Annotated in this window: 19 protein-coding genes; 12 read left to right on the top strand and 7 right to left on the bottom strand. The window is 68.0% G+C overall.

Features of this window, described 5'->3' with window-relative positions; genetic code table 11:
* The 4 genes from ygiD to CA982_RS07280 form a co-directional block, all read right to left on the bottom strand.
* Window positions 1–843, bottom strand: a complete 843-nt coding sequence (gene ygiD / locus CA982_RS07300; RefSeq protein ID WP_086534652.1) for a 4,5-DOPA-extradiol-dioxygenase — start codon at window positions 841–843, stop codon at window positions 1–3.
* Between the two features lie 484 nt (window positions 844–1,327).
* Window positions 1,328–2,806, bottom strand: a complete 1,479-nt coding sequence (locus CA982_RS07290) for a flavin-containing monooxygenase (RefSeq protein ID WP_086534651.1) — start codon at window positions 2,804–2,806, stop codon at window positions 1,328–1,330.
* The gene (locus tag CA982_RS07285; RefSeq protein WP_086534726.1) at window positions 2,803–3,735 is read right to left on the bottom strand and encodes a patatin-like phospholipase family protein; all 933 of its coding nucleotides are present in this window, start codon (window positions 3,733–3,735) and stop codon (window positions 2,803–2,805) included. The genes CA982_RS07290 and CA982_RS07285 overlap by 4 nt, the downstream gene beginning before the upstream one ends.
* A complete protein-coding gene (locus CA982_RS07280; protein ID WP_086534725.1) occupies window positions 3,732–4,679 on the bottom strand; it encodes an SDR family oxidoreductase in 948 nt (315 codons plus the stop codon). Before CA982_RS07280 ends, CA982_RS07285 begins: the two co-directional genes overlap by 4 nt.
* Window positions 4,680–4,788: 109 nt before the next feature.
* Here CA982_RS07280 and CA982_RS07275 point away from each other — a divergent pair, with 109 nt between their 5' ends.
* The 6 genes from CA982_RS07275 (at window position 4,789) to CA982_RS07250 (ending at window position 10,154) form a co-directional block, all read left to right on the top strand.
* Window positions 4,789–5,430, top strand: coding sequence for a TetR/AcrR family transcriptional regulator (locus CA982_RS07275; RefSeq protein ID WP_086534650.1), 642 nt, complete (start codon window positions 4,789–4,791; stop codon window positions 5,428–5,430).
* Between the two features lie 69 nt (window positions 5,431–5,499).
* The gene (locus CA982_RS07270; protein WP_086534649.1) at window positions 5,500–6,099 is read left to right on the top strand and encodes a DUF1707 SHOCT-like domain-containing protein; all 600 of its coding nucleotides are present in this window, start codon (window positions 5,500–5,502) and stop codon (window positions 6,097–6,099) included.
* 128 nt (window positions 6,100–6,227) lie between these two features.
* Window positions 6,228–7,079, top strand: a complete 852-nt coding sequence (locus CA982_RS07265) for an ABC transporter permease (protein WP_086534648.1) — start codon at window positions 6,228–6,230, stop codon at window positions 7,077–7,079.
* Window positions 7,080–7,119: 40 nt separating this feature from the next.
* Window positions 7,120–7,908 carry an ABC transporter ATP-binding protein gene (locus CA982_RS07260; RefSeq protein WP_086534647.1) on the top strand — a complete coding sequence of 263 codons (789 nt, stop codon included), beginning with the start codon at window positions 7,120–7,122 and terminating at the stop codon, window positions 7,906–7,908.
* 37 nt (window positions 7,909–7,945) lie between these two features.
* A complete protein-coding gene (locus CA982_RS07255; RefSeq protein ID WP_086534646.1) occupies window positions 7,946–9,016 on the top strand; it encodes an ABC transporter substrate-binding protein in 1,071 nt (356 codons plus the stop codon).
* Window positions 9,017–9,059: 43 nt separating this feature from the next.
* Entirely contained in the window at window positions 9,060–10,154 is a 1,095-nt protein-coding gene (locus CA982_RS07250) for an LLM class flavin-dependent oxidoreductase (RefSeq protein ID WP_086534645.1), read from the top strand.
* A gap of 27 nt (window positions 10,155–10,181) precedes the next feature.
* On the opposite strand, the gene CA982_RS07245 is transcribed toward CA982_RS07250, so the two are convergent.
* Window positions 10,182–11,228 carry a PHP domain-containing protein gene (locus CA982_RS07245; RefSeq protein WP_086534644.1) on the bottom strand — a complete coding sequence of 349 codons (1,047 nt, stop codon included), beginning with the start codon at window positions 11,226–11,228 and terminating at the stop codon, window positions 10,182–10,184.
* 90 nt (window positions 11,229–11,318) lie between these two features.
* On the bottom strand, window positions 11,319–11,663 hold the full coding sequence (locus CA982_RS07240) for a histone-like nucleoid-structuring protein Lsr2 (protein ID WP_086534643.1): 345 nt from the start codon (window positions 11,661–11,663) through the stop codon (window positions 11,319–11,321).
* Window positions 11,664–12,752: 1,089 nt separating this feature from the next.
* Here CA982_RS07240 and trhO point away from each other — a divergent pair.
* The 6 genes from trhO to CA982_RS07205 all read left to right on the top strand — a co-directional run bounded on the left by trhO (window position 12,753) and on the right by CA982_RS07205 (window position 18,312).
* Window positions 12,753–13,613: an oxygen-dependent tRNA uridine(34) hydroxylase TrhO gene (trhO, locus tag CA982_RS07230; protein WP_086534641.1), complete on the top strand. Its 861-nt coding sequence runs from the start codon at window positions 12,753–12,755 to the stop codon at window positions 13,611–13,613.
* Window positions 13,610–14,671 carry a CobW family GTP-binding protein gene (locus tag CA982_RS07225; protein ID WP_086534640.1) on the top strand — a complete coding sequence of 354 codons (1,062 nt, stop codon included), beginning with the start codon at window positions 13,610–13,612 and terminating at the stop codon, window positions 14,669–14,671. Before trhO ends, CA982_RS07225 begins: the two co-directional genes overlap by 4 nt.
* Before the next feature lie 210 nt (window positions 14,672–14,881).
* Entirely contained in the window at window positions 14,882–15,904 is a 1,023-nt protein-coding gene (locus tag CA982_RS07220; protein WP_086534639.1) for an N-acetylmuramoyl-L-alanine amidase, read from the top strand.
* A gap of 89 nt (window positions 15,905–15,993) precedes the next feature.
* The gene (locus tag CA982_RS07215) at window positions 15,994–16,917 is read left to right on the top strand and encodes an SDR family oxidoreductase (protein ID WP_086534638.1); all 924 of its coding nucleotides are present in this window, start codon (window positions 15,994–15,996) and stop codon (window positions 16,915–16,917) included.
* Window positions 16,914–17,711 carry a fructosamine kinase family protein gene (locus CA982_RS07210; RefSeq protein WP_086534637.1) on the top strand — a complete coding sequence of 266 codons (798 nt, stop codon included), beginning with the start codon at window positions 16,914–16,916 and terminating at the stop codon, window positions 17,709–17,711. The genes CA982_RS07215 and CA982_RS07210 overlap by 4 nt, the downstream gene beginning before the upstream one ends.
* 31 nt (window positions 17,712–17,742) lie before the next feature.
* The gene (locus CA982_RS07205; RefSeq protein ID WP_086534636.1) at window positions 17,743–18,312 is read left to right on the top strand and encodes a nucleosidase; all 570 of its coding nucleotides are present in this window, start codon (window positions 17,743–17,745) and stop codon (window positions 18,310–18,312) included.
* A 4-nt stretch (window positions 18,313–18,316) separates the two neighbouring features.
* On the opposite strand, the gene CA982_RS07200 is transcribed toward CA982_RS07205, so the two are convergent.
* The gene (locus CA982_RS07200) at window positions 18,317–19,297 is read right to left on the bottom strand and encodes a DUF6542 domain-containing protein (RefSeq protein ID WP_086534635.1); all 981 of its coding nucleotides are present in this window, start codon (window positions 19,295–19,297) and stop codon (window positions 18,317–18,319) included.
* Between the last annotated feature and the right edge of the window lie 2 nt (window positions 19,298–19,299).

The raw sequence follows: 19,299 nt of genomic DNA, 5'->3' as shown, positions 1-19,299 counted from the left end.
TCACAGGTTCGAGTTGAGCGTCGGAAACCCCTCGGGTAGTTCGGCGGCCGGTCCGCCGGCGCCGGACCCCGTGGGCTCGACATCGAGCCCGTGCGTGTAAGCGGCCATCGAGATCGACCCGGCGGCATGGCCGTCCACGAGTAGGTCCAGCGGTGAATCGCCGGCGAGTCCGGCGATGTAGAGCAACGGCAGGTAGTGGTCGGGAGTCGGCACGGACTTGTCGAAGTCGGGATGTCCGTCCAGGCTCAGCACGTTCGACGGATTGTCCTGCAACACGTCTCGGGCGGCGTCGTCGAACCGGTGGGCCCAGTCGAATCCGCTGTCGGACCTCGCGAAGTCGACCGCCCGCAGATTGTGCACGATGTTGCCGCTGCCGATGATCAGCACACCCTGATCTCGGAGCGGGGCGAGCTTTCGGCCCAGTTCGTAATGATGCTCGTAATCCTTGAAGGCGTTGAGCGACAACTGCAGCACGGGTATGGACGCATCCGGGAACGTGTGTACGAGGACCGACCAGGTCCCGTGATCGATGCCCCAGCTGTCGACGTCGTGCCCGCACCAGGTGGGTTTGACGACATCGGAGACCATCTCGGCGACATCCGGATCCCCCGGGGCGGGGTACTCGACGTCGAAGAGGTCCTGCGGGAAGCCGAAGAAGTCGTGGATGGTGCGCGGCCGCGGCATCGCGGTCACCGCGGTGGCGTTGGTGTACCAGTGCGCCGAGATCACCAGGATCGCGCGCGGGGTCGGCACCGATGCGCCCAGTGCCGCCCAGGCCTCGGTGTACCTGTTGCGCTCGAGTGCGTTCATCGGGTTGCCATGTCCGATGAACGCGGCCGGCATCGGTCCCGACGCCGGGCCGGTCGCATGTCCTGCTGTCATCGTCGCCCTCCTCCGTCCGCCGCACGGACTGCATCGACGCTACTCCGGATCGCCGAAGTCGCCGACAGGAGTTCAGCGCCGCCATCGCCTACGTCGCGGCCGTGCTCCCACGGGCCTGCGCGGCGTGGCGCGCCCACTGGCCGGCTGCTCGACATGCATGACGATGAGCGACCGATACACCTACGGCATGGGTGTCGTCCTCACCGACGACTGTGTCGTGCAGAACCCGTTGTTCAACGGGTATCCCGCGGTCGCGGGTCACCTGCCGTCGGAGAAGATCGCCATCGCGGTGTCGGTGACCTACGACCCCGAGGCATTCGGCCCCGACGGCTCCTATGACAACGGCGGCAACCCGATCTTCGCGCAGATCGGTGCGCTCATGGCACCCGACGCCGCGCCGCCGATTCCGCGGAACTGGCCGGTCGCGCACGCCCCCCCTGTGTGGTCACCCGTCGCCGGGAGCCGTACCGATGTGAAAGTGGCTGTGGTCGGGGGTGTCGAGCAAGGAGGCCAGCGTGCTCGGCATGTAAGGGAACAGGTCGATCGAGCCGCCCTCGATGTACCACGAGTGACAGCCGGTGTTCCATACGGTGGGTTCCATCGCTTCGGCGAGGCGACGGTTGTAGTCCTCGGTGGCCTCGTCGGTGACCTCGACGGAGGTCACGCCGCCGGCACGGAGTTGTTCGAGCCAGTGGACGATGTAGTCCGCGGTCAGTTGTGAGGTGTGCTGCAGCGAGATCGAACCGGTGGGGGAGTTGGGCCCCAGGATGGTGAACAGGTTGGGAAAGCCGGGGATCGCGGTCATCCGGTAGGCGCGGGGCCCGTCGCGCCAGGCGTCGTCGAGGGTGCGGCCGTCGCGCCCGACGATGGTCATGGGCCGCATGTAATCGTGCGCGCGGAATCCGGTGGCCAACACGATCACATCGGTGGGGTGCTCGCGGCCATCGGCAGTGCGGATGCCGCGCGCGGTGACCTCGGTGATCTGCTCGGTGACCAGGTGGGCATGGGGTTGTTGGATGGCACGGTAATACGTTCCGGACACGACTTGTCGTTTACACAGTGGTTCGTAGTCGGGCGTCAGTCGATCTCTCAGATCCCGGTCGCGGACCTGCAGGCGGAGAGACATCCGGGCGTAGGTCTGCACCGCCCGGCGCCGCCAGGAGGGACGGGTGGTGATGTCGGCGAGAATCGCCGACCCGCGGAGCAGGATCTTGTGGAGGCCGGCATGCGCGGCGGGAAGCGTCTCCAGGAGTCTGGCAACACATCGGCTCTGCCGCAATGACATCGGTGCCCACAGGACCCACTGCGGTGAGCGTACGTAGTGGGTCAGTCCGCAGGCGTCGTCGACGAGGGCGGAAACGACCTGCACCCCTGTCGATCCGGTGCCGATGACCGCGATGTGTCGTCCGCTGGTGGTCACGGTCGGGTCCCAGCGTGCCGTGTGCACCACCTCGCCGGCGAAGGTGTCGAGGCCGGCGATCTCGGGGTAAGCGGGGTGGTGCAGCACACCCGTGGCGCAGACCACCACCTCCGCGGTCAGCGTCTCACCGTCGGCGGTTCGCACGGTCCAGCTCGAGGTGGCCGCTTCCCACCGGGCGTCGACGACTTCGGTGTTGAGCTGGATGTGGTCGCTGAGTCCCAGTTCGTCGACAACCGCGCGGTGGTAGCGCTGGATCTCCGCCCCGCCGGCCCAGATGTGGGACCAGTCGGGTTTGGGTGCGAAGCCGAATTGATAGATCTGGGAGGGCACGTCGCAGGTCAGCCCGGGATAGCGGTTCCAATGCCACACTCCCCCCACATCAGCGCCCTTCTCGAGGACCTTCACGTCGGTGAAGCCGCGGCTGCGGAAGGTGTGCAGGGCGGTGATTCCGGCGACACCGGCGCCGATGATGATCACCCGAGGTCGGGTGTTGGTGGTGGTCAAGCGTGACTCGCGTTCTCGCTCAGGGCCGCTCGCACGGTCACCGGGACGGTGGTCATCGCCGCTTCGAACGCGGCACGCCGGTGGCTGCGGCGCATGAAGTTCGCGCCCAGCCCTCGCAGGTCGTCAGTGCTGGGCACAATCGGTATCACCGAGGTGCCGGTGGAGCGCAGCACAGCGATCTCGCGGGTGAGGGTCGCCGACATCGGCCGGCGCAGTATCCGATCCTCGATCACGCCGCCGAGTCCGGGTGGACGCTGCCCGGGGACGGAAGCCATCGGCGCGATCACATACGCGAGGTCGATGTTGTCGTCGACGAGCAGGTCCACCGATGCGGTGGACGCGGCGCCCCCGTCGACGAGTACCGACTCGCCGAGCCGAACCGGCGGCATCCATCCGGGGATCGCCCACGACGCCCGCAGCGCCTCGCCCACCGATACCGGTGGCGCGGTCGGTGCGCCGAGGGCCACTCGCTCGCCTGTGCCGACGTCGTAGGCGATCATCCGTGCGTCGGAGTGTGGCAGCCAACCGTCCTCGGTGGTGAATGCCTCGCCCAGCCGTTGTAGCCAGGCGGCGTCGCCGCGGCCGGTCGGTGCCAGGCCGGTCAGTCCGGCGAGACCGGGCCGGCGCCGCACCAGAGCGGGGTGCAGTGGTCGCGGGCTCGGTAGCGGCGGCAATCCCGGTGGGGTGGCGGCGATGTGGTCTCGAAGACGCCGGTCGCCGGCGTGGCCGCGGTGCATGGCGACGAGTTCGTCGATCGACGTTCCCGAGGCCAGCATCGTGACCAGTTCGGCGCCGGCCGACGTGCCCTGGAGTAGGTCGACCTCGCTGGGGTTCAGGCCGGTCTCGCCGGCAAGGGCGGCCAGCGCGGCCACGATCCAGGCGCCGCCGATCGTGCCGCCGCACCCGATCACCACCGCGGTTCGTGTCACGACCCGGCCTCTGTCGGTGCTGTGGTCGGCGACCATGACGCTGTGTCCGCCCCCGACGGCACTCGCGGCACCTTCGGCCGGGGGGACGCGAAGTGTGCGTGCTGTTCGGTCTGTCTGGCGATTCGCTCCGTGTAGGTGCGGCGCTGCGAGTCGTCAACCGACGTCAGTGCTCGCCGGTCATCGAGCAGGCCGCGGACGAACCCTTCGACTCGCTCGGGGACCAGTGCATCGATCAGCGACCAACCGGGCGCCACCCACGCCGGCACCGAAACCCGTCGCGCGCCGGTACGGGCGGTACGGGCGATCGCCTGAGCCACGTCCTCGGGGTCAACGGTCGGTAGTCCACCACCCAGGGTGGCTCCGGAGGCCAGTTCGGTACGGACCGCGGCCGGCAGGATCGCCGACACCGTGACGCCGGTGCCGGCGTACTCGCGCCGTGCCGCCAGCGAGGCACCCAAGGCCGCGAACTTGCTGGCGTTGTAGGTCACCATTCCCGGGATCGGGATCATCCCGGCCATCGAAGCCACGTTGACGACTCGACCACGACCCCGAGACACCATGTGCGGGATGACCGCTCGCATACCGTTGATCACGCCGCGCACATTGACATCGAGGATCAGGTCGGTGACGTCGCCGGTCTCGGCATCGAACTCGCCCAGCGGCATCACGCCGGCGTTGTTGACCAAGACATCGATGCGACCGTCCTCGGCGAGGACCGAGTCGATGAATTGCTGCCAGGACGCGCCATCGGTGACATCCAGACGCAGCGCACGAGCGCTCCGAATGCGCGACGCCGTGCGCTCGGCCTCCTCGGCATCGATGTCACCGATCCAGACCCGCGCGCCGAGCCCCGAGAACAGCTCAGCGGTCGCCGCTCCGATACCTCGCGCCGCGCCGGTCACGACCACTACCGATCCGTCGAAACGACGACGTCCAGATGGCATGTCCCACATCCTGTCGACAGGAGGCGGACGGACCCACCCCATTCGGATACCGACGGTATTTGAGTACTGTCGGTATGTCAATCATGGCCGTTCTCGTACACTCGAGCCCATGGCGCGGATGACCCGAGGTGAGCGGCAGGCGGCTACCCGCGGGGACATACTCGCCGCGGCGCAGGCCAGGTTTCTCCAGGACGGCTATGCGTCGACCAGCCTCGAGCAGATCGCGAACGACGCCGGGTACTCCAAAGGGGCGGTGTACTCGAACTTTCGCGACAAGCCCACCCTCTGTCGCGAAGTGCTGAACGCTGTTCACGAGGACAAGCTCACCGAGGTCGCTGCGATCGTCGCATCGAACGCCACCGTCGAGGACATGATCGACGCCATCGAGTCATGGTTCGAGCGGACTCTCGGCGACGTCGGGTGGACGATGCTGGAGATGGAGTTCGCGGTCGTCTCTCGCAACAACGCCGACATGGCGGAGATGATCACGACGGTGCACCGCGGACTGAAGGCCACCATCGTCAACGCGCTGCAGATGGTGAGCACAGAAATGGGCATCGGAGCCGGGAGCGACACACTGGTCACCGAATTCGCCGACCTCATCGTGGCCACCACGTTCGGACTCGGCGTGCAACGAGCTGTTGATCCCTCGATATCCATCCGGCCTGCGGTCCGAATCCTCGAGACCTTCGCCGAGGCGATACGCACGCTCGACGCCCACAACGCCGATTCCGTGGGCGCGGAGAATTGACGCCGCGTCAGCCAGGAGAGGTGTCACGCGTTCGCGCCCGTCGTGACGCGGTGCAATAGGGTGGCAGACATGGTCGACCGCCTCCCCGACGACGATCTACGGGTCGGAAACCCGGAACGCGAACGTGCCGTCACCCTGCTCAACGACGCCTTCTCCGCCGGATACCTGGAGATCGCGGAGTTCGAGGAGCGATCCGGCCTGGTGTACGCCGCCAAAACCCGCGCCGATCTCCGCGCCGTCCTGGAGAACCTGCCGAACGCCGGCCGCCTGTTCAACGAGCCGACCCACGCCGTGCCCGCGACGCCGGGAGTCGCCGTGCCGACGACGCCGCCGTTGCACCTCGAGGCCGAGTGGGACACTGTTCGACGCAAGGGGACCTGGGACGTCCCGCCGTCGACCCTCGTCACCGGCAGCATGGGCACCGTCGACCTGGACTTCACCCACGCGTCGTTTCCCGGGCCGTCGACGACGCTCCAATTCCAGGTGTCCATCACCACGGTGAAGCTGCGGATCGGTCCCGACCACGAGATCCGATACGGCGACCTGCAACTGTCCGGATGGTCGAAGGTGAAGGACAAGGCCGGTGCGCCGACGCGTCCGGGCGGACCGGTGATCGAACTGACCGGATCGGCGTCGGGGATGACCGGGATCGTCATCAAACGGAGTTGACTCAGCGAGCGATGCCGAACGCGTGTTGACCGCTCGCCGGTACGCGACCGGTGGGCCGGCGGCCTACTTGTGCTCACGTTGAACTCAACGGTGTCGCGAGTGTTTCCCGATTCGTAACGTTGTCGCACGTGGCCGACCGAACACTCAGTATCAACGCGCCCGGCGACCCGCGGGCAGTGGATCCGGGTTCGACCGACGCCTCGTCGGCAGCCGCCAAGGCGGGCAGATCGTCCCGGCTGCACACGATCCTGCGCGCGCTCTCGCCCATCGCCGTCCTCGTGCTCTGGCAGGTGGGCAGCGCGATGGGGATCATCCCGCAGGACAAGCTGCCCGCACCGTCGCTGATCGCCGAGGCCGGGTGGGAGGTTCTGGGCAACGGGCAACTCCTCGACGCCATCGCGGCCTCGGCGCAGCGGGTCGCGATCGGACTGACCATCGGCGTCGCGGTCGGAATCGGCCTCGGTCTACTGGTGGGCCTGAGCAAGTTCGCCGACTCGGCCATCGACCCGAACATGCAGGCGATCCGCGCACTTCCGCTGTTCGGGCTGATCCCGTTGTTCATCCTGTGGTTCGGCATCGGGGAGATGCCCAAGGTCCTGCTCGTGTCGCTGGGGGCGCTGTTCCCGCTCTACCTCAACACCTCTGCCGCGATTCGCCAGATCGACGGCCGGTTGGTGGAAACCGCACGAGTGCTGGGCTTCTCTCGTCTGACCACCATCCGGGACCTCGTCATCCCCGGAGCCATGCCGCAGATCCTGGTCGGCCTGCGACAGGCCCTGGCCATCGCCTGGCTGAGCCTGATCGTCGCCGAGCAGATCGCGGCCACCTCCGGACTGGGGTACCTGATCAACAACGCTCGTGACTTCCTGCGCACCGACATCATCTTCTTCGGCCTGATCGTCTACGCCGCACTGGGATTGATCACCGACGCCATCGTGCGGGCGCTGGAGCGGTATACGACGCGATACCAGAACCGGTGACGGCCCCATCCCGCACAGCCCGAGTCAAGGAGGCCCGACCATGACCGCCATCGCCACCCGAGATCTCGAGGTCCCGCTCGCCGACGAGCGTGCCGAAACGCTCACCTTCGCCGCCGAAGTCGAGCATGCGAGCCTGAGCTACGGGGACAATCCCGTGCTTCGGGACGTCACCCTGCGAGTCGGAGCGCACGAGATCGTTGCGCTCATCGGACGCAGCGGCAGTGGCAAGTCGACACTTCTGCGACTGCTCGCCGGCCTGTCGACCACCGAGTCGGGCAGCGTGCGGACCGCAGGCCACCCGGCGGTGTCGTTCCAGGAACCCCGACTCTTCCCCTGGCGGACGGTGCTGCAGAACGTCGCCTTCGGCCTCGTTCGCGAAAAGCTCGGCAAGTCGACAGCCCGCGACCGCGCGCGGCGCACCCTCGAGGAGGTCGGGCTCAGCGACAAGACGGGTGCCTGGCCGGCACAGCTCTCGGGCGGCCAGGCGCAACGGGTCTCGCTCGCCCGTGCCCTCGTGGCGCGTCCGCAACTCCTCCTGCTCGACGAACCGTTCGGTGCGCTCGATGCACTCACCCGACGCACGATGCACGAGCTGCTCATCAGTCTGTGGCGCGACAACGGGTTCGGCGCGCTGCTCGTCACCCACGACGTCGACGAGGCGTTGCGGCTCGCCGACCGCGTCGTCGTCCTCGCCGGCGGTGAGATCGTCGAGGACCTCGCCGTGCCCCGCCCACGGCAGGCCGGCGAGCCCGACGACCCCGACTCCGACATCCCGCGTCTGCGAGCCGAATTGCTGACCGCTCTCGGCGTCGCCGATCCTGCTCGCTGACCGCCGCACCACTCGTCCCCTGAACCGAAGGCACCCGATGACCGACGACCGTTTCTCCGTGCGCGCAACCCGGCCCCGGCGCCGTGTGCTCGCCGCCGTGCTGGCCACCGCCGCCCTGACCCTGGGTCTCGCGGGATGCGTGCAACGCGAGGACAACGCCGAATCGATCGCGAACGAGACGGTCGACGTCGCCTCACTGCGGGACCTCACCCTTCGTGTCGGCGACCAGAAGGGCGGCACCGAAGCCCTGCTCCGCGCCTCCGGTGAGCTCGAGAAGCTCCCGTTCACCGTCGAGTTCTCCACCTTCACCTCCGGCCCGCCGCAGATCGAGGCCGCGACGGCAGGCAAGATCGACTTCGCCGTCACCGGGAACACGCCGCCGATCTTCGGCGCTGCGGCGAACGCGAAGGTCAAGATCGTCACCGGCTACGCGAACAATGCGAGCGGTGATGCGATCCTGATCCCGGGCAACTCACCGCTGACCTCGGTCGCCGATCTGAAGGGCAAGAAGGTCGCCGTCGCCAAGGGCAGCTCGGCACACGGACATCTGCTGCTGCAACTGAACAAGGCCGGTCTCACCCTCGGGCCCGGCAAAGACGTCGAGCCGGTGTTCCTGCAACCCGCGGATGCGTTGTCGGCGTTCACATCCGGCAACGTCGACGCATGGGCGATCTGGGATCCGTACACCGCGATCGTGCAGCTCGAGAACAATCCGAAGACGCTCGTCACCGCCGAAGGCGTCTCCAACGGCTTCGGCTTCGGCATCGCCGGTGACGAGGCGCTGGCCGATCCGCGTCGCAACACCGCGGTTCGAGAACTCGCGATCGGCATCGCGCGCGCCGCGAACTGGGCCACGGCCAACCCGGACGCGTGGGCCGAGCAGTACTCCGCCGAGGTCGGTATCGATCCGCGGGCAGGCAAGGTCGCGCAGGGCCGTAGCCTGCGACCCGCCATCGCACTCGACGACAGCGTCGTGGCGTCGGAGCAGAAACTCGCTGACGCCTTTGCCGATTCCGGACAGCTGCAGGTGCAGGTCGACTTCGCGTCGTTCGTCGACAACCGTTACGACGAATCCCTGGCACCGCTGTTCGGCACGCCCCAGTCCTAGTGCTGCCCTTTCCATCGCCCGCCCCCCGGAAGGGAACACACCCATGAGTCATTTCCACTGGTTTCTGCCGACCGCCGGTGACAGTCGCGGAATCGTCGGAGCCTCCCACGCGTCGGCGACGAAACGGCACCCTCCGGGCTATCGGGCGCCGGACCTGCCGTATCTCATCGACGTCGCACGTACGGCCGACCGGCTCGGCTACGAGAGCGTCCTGACCCCGACCGGAACCTGGTGTGAGGATGCGTGGCTCACCACCGCCGCCGCCATCACACACACCGGCCGGCTCAAGTTCCTCGTGGCGTTCCGTCCCGGCCTGATCTCGCCGACCCTCGCCGCACAGCAGACCGCGACGCTGCAGCGCTTCTCGGATGGGCGGGTCGCGGTCAACATCGTGACCGGCGGCGACGAGGTCGAACAACGACGATTCGGTGACTGGGTCGACCACGACCGCCGATACGCGCGCACCGACGAATTCGTGCAGATCGTCGAAAGGCTCTGGGCCGGAGAGACGGTCGATTTCGACGGCGAGTTCTATCAGATCGCCGGCGCGTTCCTGCCGGACCCGCCGGCGGTCAAGCCGCAGATCTTCTTCGGCGGCTCGTCGGACCCGGCGCTGACGGTTGCCGCATCACGGGCCGAGGTCTACCTCACGTGGGGGGAACCGCCTGCGGTGGCCGGGCAGAAGATCGCCGAGGTGGCACGCCGCGCGGCGACAGTCGGCCGGTCGCTGGAATACGGGGTGCGACTCCATGTCATCGCACGAGAGACCTCCGAGGAGGCGTGGCGGGTCGCCGACACCCTGCTGCAGGGGATCTCCGACGAGGAGATCGCGACGGCCTTCGCCCTGCACTCGGCCTCGGACTCCACCGGTCAGCGCCGGATGGCCGAACTGCACGGCGGCCGGCGAGACGCTCTCGAGATCCACCCCGGCCTGTGGGCGGGCGTCGGCCTCATCCGCGGGGGAGCCGGCACCGCACTCGTGGGCAGCTACGACGAGGTCGCGTCGCTGATCGGGGAGTACGAGTCCGAAGGGTTCTCACACTTCATCCTGTCGGGATATCCCCACATCGAGGAGGCGCACTGGTTCGCCGAAGGTGTGCTGCCGGTGATCCGGGACCGGGTGGGTGCCCTGAGCTGACATCCTGCCTGCCCGCTGATCACCCGGTCATCGGGAGAGCCACTCCGACAACCGCTCCGACGACCAGGTCGTGACGATCCGGTCCGGGTCGATACCGCGCGCCGCGGCCCGGCGTGCGCCGAGGATCTTGAAGTCGAGTTGTCCGGGTGCGTGCGCGTCGGAGTCGATCGCGAACAGACAACCGGCGTCCCGGGCGATATCGATCAACTCGTCGGGCGGGTCGACCCGCTCCGGACGAGAGTTGATCTCGACGACGGTGTCGTGGGCGGCGCACGCGGCGAACACGGCTTCGGCGTCGAAGGTCGAGGGCGGGCGGTGGCCGCGGCCGCTCAACACCCGACGTCCCGTGCAGTGACCGAGGACGTGTACCCGGGGGTCGGAAACCGCGGCGACCAACCGGGAGGTCATCGCAGCGTGCGCCATCCGCAGATGGGAATGCACCGACGCGGTCACGACGTCGAGCCGCGAGATCATCTCGTCGGTCTGATCGAGCGCGCCGTCGTCGAGGATGTCGATCTCGATCCCACGGAAAAGATGAAAAGTGCTGGCATGAGCGGAGTTCCAGGCATCGATCGCCTTGATCTGGGCGGCGAGCCGTTCCGCGCTCAGCCCGTTCGCGACCGTGAGGCGCGGCGAATGGTCGGTGATGGCGAGCCAGTCATGACCGGAGGCCTCCGCGGCGGCGGCCATCTCGTCGATCGGCGCCCCGCCGTCGCTCCAGTCGGTGTGGGCGTGCAGGTCCCCGACCACGGCCTCGACGAGACCGGCGGCATCATCGGGGCCGGTGGGCGGGTCCTCGCTCTGCAGCCGCGCGAGGTATCCCGGTAGCTCGCCGTCGGCAGCCTCGCCGATGACGGCCGCTGTGGTCTTGCCGATACCCTTGATCGCGGTCAGAGTGCCGGCGGCCGCTCGCGCCCGCAACTCGGACGGGTCCAGCCCGGCCGCCGCCTGTCCGGCGCGGCGAAAGGCCTCGACGCGGTAGGTGCTCTCGCGGCGACGCTCGAGCAGCCACGAGATGCGTTCGAGTGCCCGCACCGGGTCGACCGGGGCCGACAGTGGGGTGAAGGACCTCATGGTGAACAGTCCTCTCAACGCCCACTGCCCGGCGCGCGAAGAGCGGCCGGGCAGTGGGTCTCGTGTTCGGTGACGGTCAGGTCTGACCGGTCAGTGTGCGGCCTCGAAGGCCTCGATGATGCTCTGCGGGATACGTCCGCGATCGCTGAGTTCGTAGCCTTCTTTGATGGCCCACTCGCGGATCGCCTTGGTGGTCTCCTTGTTGCGGCCGCCCCCGGTCGCCGTCGAAGCCGTGGTCGCGCGCTTGGTCACACGGCCGGTCTGACGGGAGATGTCGAGGTACTTCGACAGCGAATCGCGGAATTGCTGCGCATGCTTCGACGAGGTGTCGAACTCATAGTTCTTTCCGTCGAGCGACCACCGGACGGTTTCGTACTGATCCAGTACCTTGCCGTCGAGATCGTCGATGACCTGAACGATTTCCTTTTTCGCCATGAAATGCTTGTCCCCTCGAATTGTGTCATCCGACCAAGACGGACGCGCGAGGCATCGAAACCTGCGTCCCCCCGTTTTGATCTATTCCAACTGTGCACAGCTTAGACTCAAACCATGAGTACTTGCTGAGAACCCCCGCCTAGACCATAAATCATTGAATAGCATTAGGGAAGTCGAGACACGGCCGATTGTTAACGAGTTGGCTCGGTGCTGGTACTCGGCGTCGGGTTACGCGGAGTGGCGGTCCGGTTCGATGACGCTGTGGTCGCGGTCGTGGCGTCTGCCCCCGCAGTCCGGCGCGACGATTCGTCCGATTCCTCGGGGGACACGCTCACCAGCGATTCGGGAGCTCGATCTGCCGCATAGATCGTTTGGTAACCGTTCGGTGTGATTGCGAATCCTGATTTGGATCTCGATTCGAGACAAAACATCCCCACGGTCTCAACGAGGCAAGAAAAGCGCGATATCGAAATAGTCCGGCCGAAGTCCACAATCGAACTCCGATAGAGAACCGGATATCGATTGGCGCATGCACCGCGCTGCGGCCCGTCCGGTCCCAGGAGGGCGAGATCCCGCTCCCAGTCGCAGGCCGCCGGGACGGACGAGGGAGGTCGCGCCGGAGAGTCGTCGCCCTGCTCGTCGTCGATGCGGCAGGCGAGTGTCGAGGAGCCGTTGGTGCCGGTGGAACAATTCACCGCGCGGTCCGGTGTGGAGAAATGGAAGCCGGATGAGTCCTGCAGCGGAGAGTCCTCGGTCACCGAGCCCTGATGGAAACGCGAATTGTCGACGCGTGGGGCCATCGCGACCACTCGCCCGATCGTCCATTCGGGCAGATTCTGTGCCGAGTCCTCACCGGTTGTCGACGTCGTCGACGAGGACTCTGTCTCGGTCACCGTCGACAACTCGTCGGTGGGCGGAATGACGATTCGAGAGGGACCCGACTCGGACGGCAATGAGCACCCGGCGAGCGCGACCGAAACGGACAGCGTCCCGATTGCCGCGGTTGCGCAGATCACGCGCAGGAATCGGCGGTCGCGGGACCCCGATGTGGATTCGGGGCGGGGTCGCCGATTTCCGTACCCTTGCACTGTGCCGACCCCCAAGATCGTTCTGTTCTACGTCTTCGTCCCACTGCCCGATCCCGAGGCCATCCGGTTGTGGCAGCTGGCGGTGTGCGAGTCGCTCGGGGTCCGGGGCAGGATCATCGTGTCACGCCACGGGATCAACAGCACCGTCGGTGGCGACATCGCCGCGGTCAAACGCTACGTCAGGACGACCCGCGCGTACCCCGGGTTCGCCGGAGCGGACATCAAGTGGTCCGACGGCACCGGCCGGGACTTCCCGCGGCTCAGCGTGCGCGTCCGCCCGGAGATCGTGACCTTCGGGGTCCCCGACGAGATCGAGGTCGACGAGAACGGCGTGGTCGGCACGGGGACACGATTGACTCCGGAGCAGGTGCACGAGCTCGTGGACGCCCGCGGTGACGACGTGGTCTTCTTCGACGGGCGCAACGAGATCGAGGCACAGGTCGGACGATTTGCCGGCGCGGTCACGACCAAGGCGCGCACCACCCGGGACTTCGTGCCACTGATCGAGAGCGGCGCCTTCGATCACCTCAAGGACCGGCCGATCGTCACCTACTGCACGGGCGGGGTCCGCTGCGAGGTCCTCTCCACGGTCATGCGGCACCGGGGCTTCGCCGAGGTCTACCAGCTCGACGGTGGAATCGTGCGGTACGGCGAGCGCTACGGCGACGACGGGCTGTGGCAGGGATCGCTGTACGTCTTCGACGACCGGATGGGCGTGGAGTTCTCCGATCACGCGCAGGTACTCGGCCGGTGCGTCGACTGCGGCCACCCGACGAGCAACGTCGCCAACCATCCCGATCGGGACGGACGCGACCTCGCCGTCATCTGTCCGGACTGCCTGGGACCCGAAAGCCGCGAATGAGCACCGCGAGGACATCCGACCGTCGCGGTCCGGTCCCGGTCGTCGTGGTGGCCGGATACCTCGGCTCGGGCAAGACGACGTTGCTCAACCATCTGCTGCGGTCCGCCGGGGCTGCCGGCACGCGCCTCGGCGTACTGGTCAACGACTTCGGCAAGGTCAACATCGACGCGCTGCTGGTCTCGGCGCAGGCCGACGGCACGGTCAGCCTCGGCAACGGGTGCATGTGCTGCACCGTCGACGCGGATGGCCTCGCCGACGCGTTGACCTCACTGGTCCGGCCGAGCGTGGGCCTCGACGCCATCGTCATCGAGGCCAGCGGGATCGCCGAACCCAAGTCGCTCATCCGCATGGTGACGTCGGTGGCCGACGCACGACTCCGCTACGGCGGACTCGTGTACGTCGTCGACGCGGCTCACCTCGAGCAGGTGCGCCGCTCGCACCCGGAACTGGACGCGCACGTCGCGATCGCCGATCTCGTCCTCGTCAACAAGGTCGACCTGATCCCGGATGAATCCCGACGCGCCGTCGAAGCGCTTGTCGCACAGCTCAATGCGACGGCGCCGCGAGTGGTGACCCGGAATGCCGCGATCGATCCGGAGCTGCTGTTCGACGTCGCGCAGCGCGAGGTCGACCAGGCTCGTCCCGGTCAGATGACCCTCGACGAGCTGTTACTGGAGGAGGACGCCGGTCACGACCACCACGAGCATCTGCACGCGGCGTATGAGTCGGTGTCGTTCTCGAGTGACCGGCCGATGGACCCGCGTCGCCTTGCCCGATTCCTCGAACGGCCGCCGGATGGTTGTTTCCGGATCAAGGGGATCGTCCATTTCGATGTGCCGCGGCACCGTCAGCGGTTCGTCGTACACGGTGTGGGCGGGTTCGTCCGTGTGCTGCGGGAGCCGTGGGGAGACCGTCGCCCGGCCACCGAAGTGGTCGCGATCGGGCGCGGCCTCGACGTGGCGGCTGTCCATGCCGAACTCGAGGCCGCGGTCGCCCGCCCGACGGATGCCGTCGACGAGAACGGCATCCTCGGCGTCTTGCGCCACCTCGCGGAGTGACCGGGCCGACTGGCCGCCACTCGACGGACACGCCGGTCCGGATGTCACATCTCCCTAACGAAATCCCGTCGTGCCAGGACGACCATTTCGGATTCCGCGGTTCGTTTGTTTCACTGTTAAGTCTGTGACCAGTGTGACCAGTGGTACTCAACGGGAGGGAGTGAGGCAAGTGACGAGCGCACCCTGCGTGCGTCGCGGCCTCGACAGAACATGTTCCGAAAGACGACAACACAACGCCTGACCTCGATCGCGTTCGCGGTGGTCGCGGCCACCTCGACGGTGGTGGCGTCGAACCTGTTCGCGCCGACCGCTGACGCGGCCCCTGCCCGTGGCACCGCCCTCGCGGGAAAGACGGTCTTCCTCGACCCGGGCCATCAGGCCTCGGCGGCCGGCCACGACCTGAGAGCGCAGGTGCCCGACGGCCGTGGGGGCAAGAAGGACTGTCAGACCAGCGGCGCCACCGGGGTCAACGGCGCCCAGGAGCACACCGTCAACTGGCAGATCGGACAGCTCGTCAAAGCAGGTCTCGAGAGCCAAGGGGCACGCGTGGTCCTCAGCCGTCCGGACGACACCGGGTGGGGCGGCTGCGTGGACGAACGTGCCGCCGCGGCCAGTCGCTCCGGTGCCGCGGTCGCGGTCAGCCTGCACGCCGATTCGACAGCGCGCGGAGCCGACGAGTCCAAGAAGGGCTTCCACATGATCGTGCCGTCGCTCCCGGTACCGGACGCCACCGTCGATCGCGTGCAGTCCGGCGAGGGACGCAAGGCCTCCACGACGATGCGGGACGCCTTCGTCAAGGCCGGGTTCCCGTCGGCGAACTATGCCGGCGTCCGCGACGGCATCCAGACCCGTTCCGACATCGCGGCGGTGAACCTGACCAAGGTGCCCGCGGTGTTCATCGAGATGGGCAACCTCGCCAACCCGGGAGAGGCGAAGGCACTCGCCGGGCGCGACGGTCAGGTCAAGTACGCCATGGCCATCACCGACGGCATCCTGAACTACGTCAACGGGAACGCGGCCACGGGAGCCGGGCCGGCGCCGTCCGCGCCGACCGACGACGCGAGCGGGCTGTCCTCGATCATCCCGTTCGTCGAGCAACTCCTCGCCACCGAAGACCCCGAAGCCGTGGCGCGGCTCCTGATGACGCAGGGCCAAGACGTGTCCGCTCAGGTACTCAAGGCGATGCTGACCATCGTCTACGGACTGTTCGACGGGAAGCTCCCGATCGGCTGAGTGTCCGCGGCCGGGCCGAGCGGCCGAGACCGACCTGCTGATCCGCCGATCGGCTGAGGTCCGCCGCGGCGGACGGCTAACCTCGCGTCATGGGTCTCAGAGAGCTGCTGTTCATGGACACCCCGGTGCCGTCGCTGCGCGGCCGCAAGGTGCTCATCACCGGTGCCGCGAGCGGAATCGGCAGGGCCACCGCCCAGGCCGCCGCCGCCCGGGGCGCCGAACTGGTGCTCACCGACCTCCACGCCGACCCGCTCGACGACGTCGTCGCGGCCATCACCGCGGCCGACGGAACGGTTCTCTACCACGTCGCGGGCGACGTCTCGGACTTCGACTGGGTGGCCGGGTTCGCGCGGCAGGTCGACGCCGAGGTCGGGGTGATGGATGTGGTGATGAACATCGCCGGCATCTCGGCGTGGGGGACGGTCGAGAATCTCGAACACCGCCACTGGCGAAAGCTGGTCGACGTCAATCTGATGGGCCCGATTCACATCATCGAAAGCTTTGTGCCGCAGATGATCCGGCGGGGCCGCGGCGGGCACATCGTCAACGTGTCGTCGGCCGCCGGACTCCTGGCCCTGCCGTGGCACGCTGCCTACAGTGCCAGCAAGTTCGGTCTGCGCGGGGTGTCCGAGGTGCTGCGATTCGATCTGCGGCGCCACGGTATCGGGGTCTCGCTGGTGTGCCCGGGCGGTGTCGACACGCCACTGGTGGACTCCGTCGAGATCGTCGGCGTCGACCGCGAGAACCCGCGGATCAAGGCCGCCATCAACGGCTTTCACAAGGTCGCGGTGTCGCCGGATGTCGCGGCGGCGGCGATCCTGAAGGGCGTCCGCAAGAACCGCTTCCTGGTCTACACCTCGTTCGACATCCGCTTCGGATACTGGTGGGCGCGAAAGTTCGCGCTGCCCTACGAGATCGCGATGCGTGTGGCCAACGATCGTTTCGACCGGCTCGCCCGGGTCAGCGCGCGGAGCCTCGAGGCGAGGGCGGCCGACGAGCACTCGCCCCGGTGAGCCCCACCTTCGTCAAGACGCTGCGCGACAGCGGCCCGCCGGGCGGTCATCCCGACTTCTTCGCGGCCGAGGCCGCCGGCCTACGCTGGCTCGACGACGCGGGCGCCCCTGTCGTACAGGTGATCTCGGTGGTCGAAGACGCCATCGAGCTGGAACGGCTCGAGTACGGCCGCCCGACGCCCGGGGCCGCACGGGACTTCGGGGCCGCGCTCGCTCGGATGCACGACGCCGGCGCCCCGCACTTCGGTTCTCCGCCTGCCGATCCGGACGGCACGCCGTTCCCCGGTCAGCTCTTCATCGGACGACGACCGCTGAGTTCGGTCGAGCACCGGTCATGGGGCGAGTTCTACGCGAACGAGCGGGTGGAACCGTATCTCGTCCCTGCCCGCGAGGCCGGCAATCTCACCTCCGCCGACGAGGATGCGGTCCGTGCCGCGTGTGCCCTCATCGCGGAGGGCGTGTTCGACGACGCCGAGGCACCGGCGCGGATTCACGGCGACCTCTGGAACGGCAACGTGATGTGGACTCCCGCGGGTGTCGTGATGATCGACCCGGCCGCGCACGGCGGTCACCGGGAGACCGACCTCGCGATGCTCGCGCTCTTCGGCTGTCCGCACCTCGATGCGATCGTCGACGGTTATGAGGACGTCCACCCGCTCGACTCCGGTCGGCAGGACCGCGTCGACGTCCATCAACTGCACCCGCTCGCGGTGCACGCCGCCGGCCACGGTCCCGGATACGGGTCATCGCTGGGCCAGGCGGCGCGGGCGGCCGCGGCGCTCGCTCGTGGGTGACGCGATAATCGTCGGCGTGACTCGCAACGGAATGCCCCGACACGGTGTCCTGGTCGTCTCCGCGACGCGCGCCGAGGCCAGACATGTGCCGCCCGGGACACGGGTGCTCGTGACCGGTATCGGCAAGGTGCGGGCGACGCTGGCACTGAGCCGGGAACTCGCCGGCGGCGCGCCGGTCACCGCGGTCGTCAACATCGGCACGGCCGGTGCCCTGCGCGACGGTGTCACCGGCGACGCCGAACTCGGCCTCTTCCTGCCCTCGACGGTGCTCGAGCACGACATCAGCAGCACCGAGCTACGGGCGATGGGCTACGAGATGACCGACCGCTGGGACCTCCCCGGCGGCGACGGCACCGTGCTCGCCTCCGGCGACACCTTCGTCGCCGATCCGATTCGTCGCCGGGAACTGGCGGAGCACGCGCATCTCGTCGACATGGAGGGCTGCGCGGTCGCGCATGTGAGCGCTGAGTTCGGGGTGCCCTGCCGACTGGTCAAAGCGGTCACCGACAACGCCGACGAGGGTGCGATGGAGTGGCCCGCACTCGTCGACGCCGCGGCGCAGCGTCTGGGTCGGTGGCTGGAACTGAACCTCGAGAGCTGAGGTCTCAGGACCGGGTGTCGGCGACTCCGGCCGGTGGGATGTCGGTCGCCGACTCGTAGGTCGGGATGTCCGAGCGGCGCGGGGTGGCCGGCGCGGCGTCCGACGGTGTGAGGTCGGGGGCCCCCAGATCCGCGACCGTCGGACGCTGGGCACCCGAGGCGGAACGGGACGCACCCGCCGAGCGCGAGGTCGGTGACGGCCGGTCCGGAGCGCCGCTGGTCCGCGGCTTCGGTCGGCTCCCCGGCGCGGCCTGCGACTTCGGGGCCGGTCTCGACCCGGGGGACTTCGCCGAGGGGGTGKGCGGCTGAGCCGGGTCGGCCGCTCGGGTCTTGTCAGCAGGCCGGGGCTTGTCGGTGGCTCGGGACCTGTCGGGGCGCGACGCCGACGGGGCATCTGCGGTCGATCCGGAAGTCCCGGCGCCCTTGGCCCGGCGATGCGACGTCGCCCGACCGCGTTGCCGGTCTGTGCCGCTGCCGGTCGCGGCCCCGCTCGCCGGGTTGCGGCTCGACGTGTCGCGGTTGGGGGTCCCGCGCTTGCCGGACTCGCCCGCGTCGCGGGTGAGGAACCACCGGGCGAGCACGAGGGCCAACGTCGTCAGGAATGTCGTCAACATCCACGGGAAGTCTGCGGCGATGGGAAGCAGCACGTTGAAGATCAGGCTCTTCAGACCCGAGGACGCCTGCTCGGAATTGATGCCGTAGAGGGTGACGATACTGACGAAGAAAGCGATGAGCGGCGGCTGCGCGGCAGCGGTGAACAGTGCACGGCGGCGGACGGCCAGCGCTGCGATCACACAGCCGACGAGGTAACAGAACTTGTAGATCGACCCGAGCGAATCGTTGCTGCCGGCGTCGATCGCCGCACCGAGGCCCGTGATCCCGGTACCCAGGAGAACGGCGCCCCACCACGGCACACCGCGGACCGCGGGCAGTACCGACTGCTGGTCCAGTGGTACCGCGGTTTGGAGACGTTGCGGGGAAGGCACAC

Source organism: Gordonia lacunae, from assembly GCF_002149015.1.
GTDB lineage: Bacteria > Actinomycetota > Actinomycetes > Mycobacteriales > Mycobacteriaceae > Gordonia > Gordonia lacunae.
This window is presented reverse-complemented; position numbering and strand designations above follow the sequence as displayed.